Genomic DNA, 11,855 nt, shown 5'->3' with positions numbered 1-11,855 from the left:
TGCCTGCCCAATTTAAAATCAGGCAGGCATTTTTTTATTTTACCGCTGCAGCACCAGCCTCGGCAACCGCATGATCATCATCAACCGTACTACCCGAAACGCCAATAGCTCCAATAATTTCTCCAGATGAGTCTTTAAGAATTACACCACCCGGAAAAGTGATTAAACCGCCATTAGAGTGTTCAATATTAAATAATGGTTGTCCCGGACCAACCAAAGGCGTAAGTGATTTCGTATCCATTTGAAACCAGGCCGCAGTTTTGGCTTTTTTAATAGATATATCTACCGAACCAATCCAGCCACCGTCCATGTGTACAAAGGCAATAAGATTACTGCCCGAATCAACAACAGCGATATTCATTTTTGTATTTATTTCTGATGCTTTGTTTTTTGCAGCCGCAATTACAGCTTCTGCCTGCTCTAATTTGATATTCATTTTTTATATGGATTAATTTAAAAGACAACAAGTTAATATATATAAAGTTTACAGATTACTTATTTTATAGCTTTTATAACTGAAATGATATCATCTTCTCCGTATTTCTCTTCTGCTGCTTTAAAGGTTTCAAAAGCTGCATTTGCCAATGGCGAAGATAGTCCTTCTGCTTTAGCTAACCTTAAATCTTTTGCAATGTGTTTTAGTGCAAATGCTGCTTTATAGTTATCTGTAATTATTGCATCACCTTTAATTTTAGTGAAGATATTTCCTATCGCAGCATTGTTAATAAGGTTGAGTAAATCTTCAGTCTTAATCCCTTTTTGATTTGCAAAAACAACTGTTTCCGCTAAGCCTTCTGCATAAAGCGCCAGCAAAGAATTTATAGCAAGTTTTGAATTATTACCCGCTCCGTTATCGCCAATATGCATAACCAGCTTACCTAATTTTTCAAGAACATGCCTAGCGGTATCAAAAGTTTCTGCATCGCCTCCAACCATTATAACTAACGTACCAGTTTCTGCTTGCTTAACACTTCCAGATACTGGAGCATCTAAATATGCATTTCCTTTTGCTTTACATAATGCAGCCATTGATTTGCTAATACCTGGCGAAACTGTGCTCATGTTAATAATTATTTTTCCACTAGAATCATCATGAAGCAAACCATCTTCATTTTTAAAAATCTGCTCTATTGCTTCATCATCAGAAACCATAATAATTACAATATCCGAACTGTTTAATAATTCTTTTGGTGATGATGAAACTGAAACACCCAATTTTTTAAACGCATCTTCTTTATCTTTACTTCTGTTGTAAACCTGTATTGGATATTCTGCTTTTATCAATTGCTCTGCCATAGGGGTACCCATATTACCCAAGCCTATCCATCCTATTTTTTTCTGCTCCATAAAACAAATATCAAACAATAAGATTTAAATGAGAAACATAATCCTTTTAATATAAACAAGCATGTAGGTTATTGCTTTAAGCCCAAATCTAATAAAAACCCGATTTTAATAGCTGACTTTGATAACTACCTGGCGTTATACCTTCTAATTTTTTAAAAACCCTAATGAAATAATTAGCATCACTGAAACCCAGTTCGTAGCTTATAGAAGTAATTTTTACCGAAGGATTTGCCAGTAAATCTTTGGCCTTAATTATCTTTTCTGTCAGAATAAAATCATTCGGACTTATACCCAGCTCCCGTTTAAACAATCTATAAAAAGTTGCACGGCTCATACATGCCCAACTTACTTTAGATGCGATGGAAGGCAGTGCTGCAAGCTTCTTTTTAGAATCTGTGTGGGTTTTATCAATTCGAGATTATTTACTAAAAAAGAACTCAGGAATTTGGAATCTTTAATTCCGCTGGAGAATTAGTTTGCACAAAACTTAACAACTGCTTCATCTAAAAAGGAAATCTGTTTTTCATTAATTAATTTAACAGCTTCATCATATTCAAACCAACCTGCATTATCAATCTCTGGGAAATTTTTCTTAATACCTGAGCGTGGAGGCCATTCTATTTCAAAAGTGTTGCTAATTATTTTCGAAGCATCCAAATCAAATTCAATTGCCCAACAAAGCACTTTTTTTCCACCTTTTTGAACAATAGAATTTAATCCGACAAAATCTCCTGATGGCTTAAAACCAGTTTCTTCTTCAAACTCACGAATTGCAGCAATTAATGGTTCCTCGTTTTTTAAAAGTTCACCTTTTGGAATAGTCCACCAACCTGCATCTTTTTTGGCAAAGAATGGTCCACCTGGATGAACCAGAAAGAACTCTAGGTGATGATTTGTTTTTCGAAAAAGCAATAATCCTGCACTGATTTTCATTATTGCATTTACATTTTAAGATAAACGTTCGGGATTATAAGCACAGAAATATACTGGCGATAGCATGATTTTTTTATTGATGAGCTTTAAATCTGCATCCGACTGTGCTTCCTGATACTTAACTTTAATAAATTCATTAAAATCAAATAAATCATTAGGCATAACCTCTACAAAAACAAAGGGGAAATAATTGTTTGTAATAGTCTTTTTCTCTGTAGCGTTAGCTAAACTAAATCTCCAATCCGTTGCAGCAAAGCCATATTCGTTCGCGGTATTATTCAATTCATACAGGTAGTTTTTCGCCTGCAATTCTAAACTTTTACTTGCCATTTTTAATTTTTTATAAAAAATAAGATCAAAATGAAAGGCGAAATACCTATTAATTACAAGGTATTTTCTTAAAGATAAGCATTAATAACAGCTATAAGAGCCTGTTTGAAATTTATCTAATAATTTGTTTATACTGCTTTTCGGCTGCAACATTGTTAAATATTTCGAGATCGGCTAGCTATCTCTGCAACATTTGCTTTGTTTCGCTCAAAAAATAAGCGATAACATTTTCATAATATAAATTTAAACAGGCTCTAAGATTAAATCATTTTAGATGCAAGCACTACTTAAATTTGTTAACTAACCACGACCATCTTGGAAAGGAAAATGATTTAGAAAAAACTTGGAGAAAGAAATAAAACTGAGTTGCGTTTATGGATACGAAATGTAGCGCTACGGTGATGGCAATAAAAAATTAACGGAGAATAATTACCTCTAAAGTCCTTATTCCCCGTAAGAAATTAAGATTTTTTAAAACTATAACAAGCCATAAAGTCCGTGAGCATATTTTCTTAGAGAAGCAGAAACAGCTTGCATTTTATCTGGAGAGGGTCTCTTTACTTTGTAAGCTTCTGGATGCATTTCTAAATGCAGGTTATTTTCATTTTCTTGTGAAGTTCTGTTGAGGGTGTCATTTTGGATTTCGTCTGTTTTTAAAGGGGCCATGATGTATTGTTTTTATAGAAAAATAACATGACTGTTTGAGAAATGTTTTTTAAAATACGAAGGAAAAATCTATTTGACGGTAAATTAACAATTCTAACGGTCAAGATATAAAATCAACTTTTATTTTATGAATTTTTATAGGCCGTAAAATGCTGTGAGTATTTTGATTTGAAGACTAGATAATTAGAATTACTTAATTATATATTAAAATTAAATCAAGATATGTTTGAGTACAGCATGAAAGTTTGGTCATAAAAAAAGTCCCGAGGGAAAATCGGGACTTTTAGTTTTTCAGATTAATGAAGTTATTTTATAGCTACAGGAACAGAAATTTTATCCCAATCCATTGTAAAACCAGCCTTATTAACTTTATAAACTAATGTTTCCTGAGTTGCTTTTAATGGTTTCACTTTAACATCAACACGTAAAGCATCCTTAGCTTCTTCATATTTATATGCACCCCATTGTTTAGGTTCTTTATTAAAAATTGCTGTCCAGGTGCCACTTTCTTTAGGGATTAAAAAGAAACTGTATTTACCTGCTGGCAAGGCTTTACCCTGAACCATAATATCTTTATCGGTTTCAAAAGTTGTCGCATCATTTGCACCGGCACGCCAAACTTTATCATAAGCCTCTAAACCACCCCAAATTTTGCGCCCTTTTACTGATGGGCTGCTATAAGCAATGGTAATTGTTGCTTCTTTAACTTTACCTGTTGCCGTTGCTGCCGGACTTGCAGGTTTTTTTGCTTCCTGAGCGAATGCACTTACTGAAATTGTTATTGCCGTTAAAAGCAAGGTAACAGATTTAATCATCGTTTTCATAGTATTATTTTTATCTGGGTTGTTGTTTTTATTTTACGAATTTACTGCTTTAGGCTGATAAAACAATAAGCCAAAAGCCGAAAATATGATTACCGCAGCAGCTCCTATAACATTAAGCCAAAGAAATGATACGATGTCGAATTTATAAACGGCAATAACTGCAATTTCTGATAGTATTGCAGAAATAAATACGATTGGTCCATTTATTTTTTTGTAGTAGAAAGCCACCAGGAAAATCCCTAAAATGGGACCATAAAAAAGTGAACCCAAAACATTTACAGCTTCAATTAAAGAACCCATTTGCGTAGCAAACATAGCAACCCCAATAGAAAAAATCCCCCAGGCTAAAGTGTGTAATCTGCTGTATCTTAATTCTGTTTTATCATCCGGCAAATTTTTGTTAAATATTAGGTGAACATCTTTTAGTGAGCAGGCGGCTAATGAATTTAATGCAGCTGAGATAGAACCCCAACTTGCCAGAAAAATCACTGCGAAAAGCAAACCAATCATCCCAACAGGCAATGTATTTTTCACAAAATAAAGGAAGATGTAATTCGTATCGGTTTTCTCGGCGTTATAATTTGAACTATTAATCGCTTCTTCTACCCTGACATGCAAATCTTTAACTTTTGATTGAGTAGTTTTGAAATCTTCAATTGTATTAACCAAAGCAGTAGAGTGGCTTTTTTTCAGCTTTAGAATTTCTTTTGATTCTGCATTAAATTTCTGTTGCAAAGCTTGATGCTCTTTTTCAAAAACTGCAGCTTGTTCGGGTTTTGTTTCTTTTAAATATTGATAAGAACGCTCGTTAAAATATATTGGTGCGGGTTTTAGCGAGAAGAAAGCAAACAACAGAGCGCCAATTAATAATATTGCAAATTGCATAGGGATTTTAACCAATCCGTTTAAAAGTAAACCCATTTTAGCATTCGTATTATCTTTTGCAGTGATGTATCGTCCAACCTGACTTTGATCGGTACCGAAATAAGAAAGTGCAAGGAAAAACCCACCAATTAAACCACTCCAAATGTTATATTTATCTTTCCAATCAAATTCTGTCGTAATTACATTTAACTTGCCTGATTTCCCTGCTAGATAGAGTGCATCTTTAAAACCAATACCATTTGGCATATTTTGAACAAGTAAATAACCAGCAAAAGCCATGGTTCCTAAAATAATCAAGAATTGAAGCTTTTGAGTATGTGCAATCGCTTTTGCACCACCTATGTAGGTGTAAATTAAAAGTATTCCACCGGTTAGTACGTTGGTTAAGTAAATATTCCAGTTTAAAACACTTGAAAGAATTATACTAGGTGCATAAATGCTTATTCCGGTTGATAATCCCCTGGAAAACAGAAAAAGTAAGGAAGTCAAAACTCTTGTTTTTTTATCGAAACGATTTTCAAGATACTCGTAAGCCGTGTAAACATTTAGTCGTTGAAAAATGGGGATGAAAGTAATACAAATCACAATCATCGCTAATGGCAAACCGAAATAATACTGAACGAAGCGCATGCCGTCAGTATAAGCTTGTCCGGGCGCTGAAAGAAAAGTAATTGCACTGGCCTGAGTGGCCATAATACCCAAAAGCACAATGTACCAGGGCATTTTATTATCTGCTTTTAAATAAGACTCGTTACTTTTTTGTCCGCGGCCAATAAAAACACCGTACACCACAACGGCAACAAGCGTAAAAATGAGCACCATCCAATCGATATTACTCATGCCCAGAATTTAGTAAACAAATAATAAAATACGATTTGAAATATTAATGCCAGTGCCAATAATATATACCATGTATTCCAGTTTTTAAGTTGGTTTTTCATTTATTTTGCTGTGCCGACAAGAAGTTAAAAAACAATTTTGCTGCTCCAACATTACCTGCTGGCAACTGCCTGAAAAAAGCTAAAGGCGTATAAATAAAATTCCCTTTACCATATTTTGCGTATAATGTAGATCCTTGCAAAGGTTCCTCATCAGTATCATTCATTTCAAAAAGCGGTTCATATTCTGCGTCCCATTTATCAGGAAAATAGGCACCACGTTCTTGTACCCATCCTTTAAAATCATCTGGTGTGATTTTGTTCGGAAAGTTTAGTAATTTATGATTTGGTTTTAAGAATTTCACTTCCGAATTTTCTTCAGTAACCCTTCTGTTTGCTATGCTGAATGGATATATACCCAATTTATCAACCGTTACATCTTGATTAGTATTGTATTGCATAACCAAGTTACCACCAGCTCTAACATACGACCATAAAAAAGGCATCCATCTACCGAGTTTTTTCTCGGTATTATTTGCTCGAACACCCAGCACAATTGCATCATATTGAGAAAGCTTATTCGAACCACCATTTACACCAGATTCATCAACATATCCATAAAAATCTTCATCTTTTAAAACATCAACCTGAATGCCTGCAATACGTAAAAATTCGGGAATGAAATCGCCTGCACCCTGAATATAACCAACCTTTTTTGCCCTAACCTGAATATCATTTTTAATAATGATTGCCGTTGCAGATGCAAAATATTGTAAGGAAGGTAAATGTGGATACTGAATTAACACTTGTTTTTTATTATAGGTTATTCCATCAATAACATAACTAGCATATAATTGCAATCGGTTCGAATTTATAGCCTCAAGTTTTGCTTTTGGTATAGGATAATCAATGGTGATCTCTTTCACATTTATATTCGTAAAATCTGCACCACCTAAACGCTCTCCATTATACATTAGGTTTATTTTGCCGTTATCAAACTTCTTATTTGTGTTCACTTTAAAGCTTAAACTTACACGCAAATCTTCGTTTTCTTTTATTATATAAATGGGTTGGGTAAATTTTAATTCTAAAGCCGGAACAATGCGCAAAGCCTCTACAACATCGCCGCGTACGGGATCTAATTTTTTATAAGATAAAGGCAGTTTAACCTGAATTTTTTCATCTCCGATCTTTAAAGATAGTAAAACATTTAAAGGCGATTCTGCTTCGGGCAAACCAATTAATGTATCATTGGCAACCGAAAATGTTGCTTCATTTTTTGGCGGTTTGGCCATCCAATAAGGTTCTGTTAAAGCTGCATCGTTTGGGATTTGCAGTTTATGTTCTATCGTGATTAACGAATCTCCTGATAGCTTTCTATTGAAAGTTTCTGACTGATTTAACCATTTCACATTTTCTAAAACAACAGAATTCGTAGCTCTTGAAATTAGGTTTAGCCTAAAATTATAATTATCTCCTGCAACAGCTTCTGCCTGATTGGTTACCATTTCGCCCATAAATCCAGAACAGCTTAAAATGATGTTATCTAATGCAAAAAGCTTATCCTTTTTTAAGTGCTGATCTTTCAAAACCAATACTTTTTTCCTCAAGGCAAGTAGAGCGGTTAAACTTAATTCGGGTTTGTTAAAATTAAATGCTGAAATGATTTTATCTAATGATTGATCAATGTCTGCATTTCCTTTTGCTACCCACGTTTTAGTAATGCCATCAAAGAGTGATGTTTTAGCCTGTTCACCCAACACATGAGTAAAATATTCGTTCCTTATACCTGCAACAGACTGTGTTCCTGCACCCTGACTTTTGTGTAAGCTTCTGCTTAAACCGGCCAGTTCGCCATAACCCATTCCTAGTTGTGCATCATATTGGCCGACTGTAACTTTAAACTGATTTTCTGCCGTTGTATTTACACTGCCAAAGCGGAAGGTATTCCACAATAATCTTGTTGGTTGCCAAACGCTTACATATTTTAACTGATTGGGAAACATATTTTTATCGGCAGCTGCTTTGAAAGCTTTTTCTGCAACTACTGCCGATGCCGCATGCTGACCATGGCCAGCTGCAGACGTTGGTGGAAACCGACAAATAATTACATCAGGACGGAATTTACGGATAACCCATACCACATCTGCAGTAATGCTGTCTGCATCCCATTGTTTAAAAGTATCTTTTGTATTTTTAGAGAAGCCAAAGTCAATCGCTCTTGTAAAAAATTGCTGAGCACCATCGAGCTTTCTGGCTTCTAAAAGTTCATGCGTTCTAATTAAACCTAAAGCAGCACCTTGCTCAGTTCCTAAAAGATTTTGACCGCCATCGCCCCTGGTTAATGATAAATAAGCTGTTTCTACATTCTGATCATTAATTAGCCAAGATAATAAACCCGTATTTTCATCATCAGGATGTGCAGCAAGGTATAAAACTTTTGGAATATGTTTCAGGGTTTTCAGTTCTCGGTAAATTTCTGAAGATTTTGATGGACGAACCTGTTGGGCCGAGCAAAAAATCGCAAAAAAAACTAAAAAAAATGTTATGGTTATTGGCTTAAACATAGAGTTTGCTTTGTGTTGTTTCAAAGATGCTAAAAATGGTTTTATTTTAAAGTGCAGGAAACGAAAAAGGTACAAATTATTATCGAGGCAAATTCCTGTTTTATCCTTAATATTGCCTCATAAATTCAACCTATGAATGGAATTGTCCTCATCATTGATGATGAAAAGAAAATTTGCAGTTTACTTTCTCGTATTATCGAACTTGAAGGCTTTAAAACCCTGCAGGCAGATACAGGAAAGGAAGGCATTAAAATGCTTAAAACAAACGATGTAAATCTCGTTATCAGCGATGTTAAATTGCCTGACGTAAATGGCGTTGCCTTAGTTAAAGATATTAAAGCGATTAAACCTTTCGTAGAAATTATAAACCTTACCGCGTACGGAACTATTGCTGATGGCGTTCTGGCGATTAAAAATGGTGCTTTTGATTACCTGGTTAAAGGTGATGATAATGATAAAATTATTCCTCTGCTTTATAAAGCGATGGAGAAATCAACCCTGCAACAAAGAGTTTTCGAATTAGAAAATAAGATTACCAGAAAGCATAGTTTCAATATAATAATTGGCCAGTCAAAAGCTTTAAAAGAAGCAATAGAATTGGCTAAAAGAGTTAGCCAGACAGATACAACTGTTTTGCTTTTGGGCGAAACAGGCACAGGAAAAGAAGTTTTTGCACAATCAATTCATTATGATAGCCCAAGAGCTTTAAAACCTTTTGTGGCGTTAAACTGCAGCGGTTTTAGCCCTGAATTATTAGAGAGCGAGCTTTTCGGTTATAAAGCAGGCGCATTTACGGGTGCAAATAAAGATAAAAAAGGTTTACTTGAAGAGGCTAATGGTGGCACTTTGTTTTTAGATGAAATCGGCGAGATGAACCTCGATTTACAGGCCAAACTTTTAAGGGTTTTAGAGAACCAAAGTTTTATAAAAGTTGGAGATACACTTACTCAACAAGTAAACGTTCGCATTTTAGCAGCAACCAATAAAGATTTAAAAGCTGATGCAGCCTCGGGCAAGTTTCGTTCTGATTTGTATTACCGACTTTCAGTTTTCAGTATTACTTTGCCTCCGCTTCGAGAACGTAAAGGTGATATTGAAGCACTTGCTGATCATTATCTTAAAGAATTTTCGGGCAAGGTGAATAAGACCGGAATTAAAATGGACGATAAACTTCTATCCATTCTTAGTGAGCATAACTGGAAAGGAAATATCAGAGAATTAAAAAATGTAATTGAAAGACTTGTAATTTTATCTGATGGACAAACTTTAAATACAACCGCCTTACCACCAGAGTTTTTTGAATTTGAACCGATAGAAAATGATTATAATTTACAACACGTAGAAAAACAACACATTCAAAAGGTTTTATTCCACACCAAAGGAAATAAAACCGAAACCTCCAGATTATTAGGAATCGGGCTTACAACGCTTTACCGTAAAATAGAAGAATATCAAATTAAGGAAATTTAAAATCGGTATTGAAAAATATTCACTAAGTTTGTTATGTGTGCATTCATATTTATCAAGCCAGAATGGGCAAGTAACTGCAGTTCAACTCCCTATCGAAGAATGCGAGAAGCTTAAAATCATGTATCTGGATATAGAGATGGTTGATTTTTCTTTACCTGAATATTCCTACTTTTGCACCAAAGTCATAATCTAAATATTCAGTTGTATAGAAATTAATAAATTGCTGATTGATCCAGGATTAAAACTTAAAAACTTTCAAAGAGATTAGCAACAGTATTTCCATTACATCAAAAGCTTTCATTTTTAGTACAATTTATTATCTTTCGAAAAAATTTAACATGCAGAAAACTTTTCTAACGGCTTTATTATCATTTTTTACGCTTACCTTATTTGCTCAGCAAAATTATTTTCAACAAAATTTAAACTACAGTATTGATGTTACTTTAAACGATAAAGAGAAATCTTTAAAAGGTTTTGAAACCATTAGTTACAAAAACAATTCTAATACGGCACTTGATTTTATTTGGTTTCACATCTGGCCAAATGCCTATAAAAACGAATCAACTGCACTTTTCAAACAGATAAACAGTGATACTTCCCGTAAGGAAAAACTAAAAAATGTAACTTACGGAAGTATTTATGGCTTAAACTTCAAAGTAAACGGACAAGTGGCAAAAACCGAAGCTCACCCTAATCCACAATTCATAGATATAATCAAAGTAGTACTTCCATCAACTTTAAAACCTGGCGATTCTATAAACATTACAACTGATTTTAATGTGAAATTACCAAGCTATTTTTCGCGTTCGGGTTATGCTGAAACAGAATTTATGGTAACGCAATGGTACCCGAAACCTGCAGTTTTTGATAAAGATGGCTGGCATGAATTTCCCTATTTAGATATGGGTGAATTTTATAGCGAGTATGCCAATTACAAAGTGAATATCACTTTACCATCTACTTATGTTGTTGGCGCAACAGGTGTAATGCAAAATGCCGATGAACTGGCAGACTATAAACGAATTGGCGCAAAAAATGCATCAACCAGAAATGATAAGCCTGAATTATATAATCCAAAAAGTAAATCTGGCACTAAAACTTTAACTTATTCTGTTAGTAACGTTCCTGATTTTGCTTGGTTTGCCGATAAAGATTTAGTTATTCAATATGATACTGTAAAACTTGCATCTGGAAAAGTTGTTGATGCTTTCAGTTACTACCACAATAAGAAAAATACACTCTGGGTAAATAGTATTGATTACATAAAAGACGCAACAAAACACTACAGTAAATGGATTGGAGAATATGAATATCCCGTTGTACAAGCCATTGAGGGACCAAAAAATAACGCAAGCGGCGGCATGGAATATCCAACAATAACGCTTATAACAAGTCCTGATGCAAAGAAAGAAACCCTTGATGGTGTGATTACGCATGAAGTTGGCCATAACTGGTTTATGAGTATGCTTGGTAGTAACGAGCGAATGCATACCTGGCAGGATGAAGGCTTTAACACCTTTTACCAGTTTAGATATGAAGCAGAAAAATACAAATCGAACTCTATCTTTGGTGATGCTATTCCCGAAAAAATTAAGGAGTTACCAACTGATAAATTTCTTGCAAGTATATATGGTGCATTATCGAATGTACCAATGCAATCGGCCATAGAAACACCTGCAGCCGACTTTAAAACCTCAGAAGAATACGGTCTAATTTCTTACGCTAAAACCGCTCTTTGGCTCTATATTCTGGAATCAGAAATTGGTCAGGAAAAATTTGACAAAGCATTTCAGGCATATTTTTCAGAGTGGAAAAACAAACACCCAACACCTACAGACTTTAAAGCTTCTTTTGAAAAATCGCTTGGTGTAAATTTAGATAAATACTTTAGCTTGCTAAATCAGCAAGGCAAATTTTAGTAAATAACTTTTTTAAAATATAATTAGTCTTAGAAC

General features: G+C 34.5%; 11 protein-coding genes. 2 read left to right on the top strand and 9 right to left on the bottom strand.

The features are described from left to right. Positions 1-34: 34 nt before the first annotated feature. The 9 genes from IEV50_RS13420 to IEV50_RS13380 form a co-directional block, all read right to left on the bottom strand. Positions 35-436 (bottom strand): GlcG/HbpS family heme-binding protein, encoded by a 402-nt coding sequence (locus IEV50_RS13420; RefSeq protein WP_188415154.1) that lies wholly within the window; start codon positions 434-436, stop codon positions 35-37. Between the two features lie 59 nt (positions 437-495). Continuing rightward, positions 496-1,347 carry an NAD(P)-dependent oxidoreductase gene (locus tag IEV50_RS13415; protein WP_188415152.1) on the bottom strand — a complete coding sequence of 284 codons (852 nt, stop codon included), beginning with the start codon at positions 1,345-1,347 and terminating at the stop codon, positions 496-498. Between the two features lie 88 nt (positions 1,348-1,435). Further along, positions 1,436-1,681, bottom strand: a complete 246-nt coding sequence (locus IEV50_RS13410; protein ID WP_188415150.1) for a helix-turn-helix domain-containing protein — start codon at positions 1,679-1,681, stop codon at positions 1,436-1,438. A gap of 137 nt (positions 1,682-1,818) precedes the next feature. Then, positions 1,819-2,280, bottom strand: coding sequence for an NUDIX hydrolase (locus IEV50_RS13405; protein WP_188415148.1), 462 nt, complete (start codon positions 2,278-2,280; stop codon positions 1,819-1,821). Positions 2,281-2,295: 15 nt separating this feature from the next. Then, positions 2,296-2,610, bottom strand: coding sequence for a hypothetical protein (locus IEV50_RS13400; protein ID WP_188415146.1), 315 nt, complete (start codon positions 2,608-2,610; stop codon positions 2,296-2,298). 477 nt (positions 2,611-3,087) lie between these two features. Further along, on the bottom strand, positions 3,088-3,276 hold the full coding sequence (locus tag IEV50_RS13395) for a hypothetical protein (RefSeq protein WP_188415144.1): 189 nt from the start codon (positions 3,274-3,276) through the stop codon (positions 3,088-3,090). Positions 3,277-3,581: 305 nt separating this feature from the next. Then, positions 3,582-4,100, bottom strand: coding sequence for a DUF2911 domain-containing protein (locus tag IEV50_RS13390; RefSeq protein WP_188415142.1), 519 nt, complete (start codon positions 4,098-4,100; stop codon positions 3,582-3,584). A gap of 33 nt (positions 4,101-4,133) precedes the next feature. After that, positions 4,134-5,825 carry a sodium:solute symporter family protein gene (locus tag IEV50_RS13385; protein WP_188415140.1) on the bottom strand — a complete coding sequence of 564 codons (1,692 nt, stop codon included), beginning with the start codon at positions 5,823-5,825 and terminating at the stop codon, positions 4,134-4,136. Between the two features lie 97 nt (positions 5,826-5,922). Continuing rightward, positions 5,923-8,430, bottom strand: a complete 2,508-nt coding sequence (locus IEV50_RS13380; RefSeq protein ID WP_188415139.1) for a PIG-L family deacetylase — start codon at positions 8,428-8,430, stop codon at positions 5,923-5,925. 132 nt (positions 8,431-8,562) lie between these two features. Between IEV50_RS13380 and IEV50_RS13375 the strand changes: the two genes are divergently transcribed. Continuing rightward, positions 8,563-9,900, top strand: coding sequence for a sigma-54-dependent transcriptional regulator (locus IEV50_RS13375; RefSeq protein ID WP_188415138.1), 1,338 nt, complete (start codon positions 8,563-8,565; stop codon positions 9,898-9,900). A gap of 338 nt (positions 9,901-10,238) precedes the next feature. Continuing rightward, a complete protein-coding gene (locus IEV50_RS13370) occupies positions 10,239-11,819 on the top strand; it encodes a M1 family metallopeptidase (RefSeq protein WP_188415137.1) in 1,581 nt (526 codons plus the stop codon). Positions 11,820-11,855: the final 36 nt, after the last annotated feature.

Source organism: Pedobacter mendelii (assembly GCF_014635725.1).
Taxonomy (GTDB): Bacteria; Bacteroidota; Bacteroidia; order Sphingobacteriales; family Sphingobacteriaceae; genus Pedobacter; species Pedobacter mendelii.
The sequence above is the reverse complement of the archived record's forward strand: the minus strand, read 5'-3'. Positions and strand labels throughout refer to the sequence as shown.

Coding starts and splice junctions, on each gene's coding strand:
- IEV50_RS13420 (WP_188415154.1), bottom strand. CDS start 436: ATGAATATCAAATTAGAGCAGGCAGAAGCTGTAATTGCGGCTGCAAAA.
- IEV50_RS13415 (WP_188415152.1), bottom strand. CDS start 1,347: ATGGAGCAGAAAAAAATAGGATGGATAGGCTTGGGTAATATGGGTACC.
- IEV50_RS13410 (WP_188415150.1), bottom strand. CDS start 1,681: ATGAGCCGTGCAACTTTTTATAGATTGTTTAAACGGGAGCTGGGTATA.
- IEV50_RS13405 (WP_188415148.1), bottom strand. CDS start 2,280: ATGAAAATCAGTGCAGGATTATTGCTTTTTCGAAAAACAAATCATCAC.
- IEV50_RS13400 (WP_188415146.1), bottom strand. CDS start 2,610: ATGGCAAGTAAAAGTTTAGAATTGCAGGCGAAAAACTACCTGTATGAA.
- IEV50_RS13395 (WP_188415144.1), bottom strand. CDS start 3,276: ATGGCCCCTTTAAAAACAGACGAAATCCAAAATGACACCCTCAACAGA.
- IEV50_RS13390 (WP_188415142.1), bottom strand. CDS start 4,100: ATGAAAACGATGATTAAATCTGTTACCTTGCTTTTAACGGCAATAACA.
- IEV50_RS13385 (WP_188415140.1), bottom strand. CDS start 5,825: ATGAGTAATATCGATTGGATGGTGCTCATTTTTACGCTTGTTGCCGTT.
- IEV50_RS13380 (WP_188415139.1), bottom strand. CDS start 8,430: ATGTTTAAGCCAATAACCATAACATTTTTTTTAGTTTTTTTTGCGATT.
- IEV50_RS13375 (WP_188415138.1), top strand. CDS start 8,563: ATGAATGGAATTGTCCTCATCATTGATGATGAAAAGAAAATTTGCAGT.
- IEV50_RS13370 (WP_188415137.1), top strand. CDS start 10,239: ATGCAGAAAACTTTTCTAACGGCTTTATTATCATTTTTTACGCTTACC.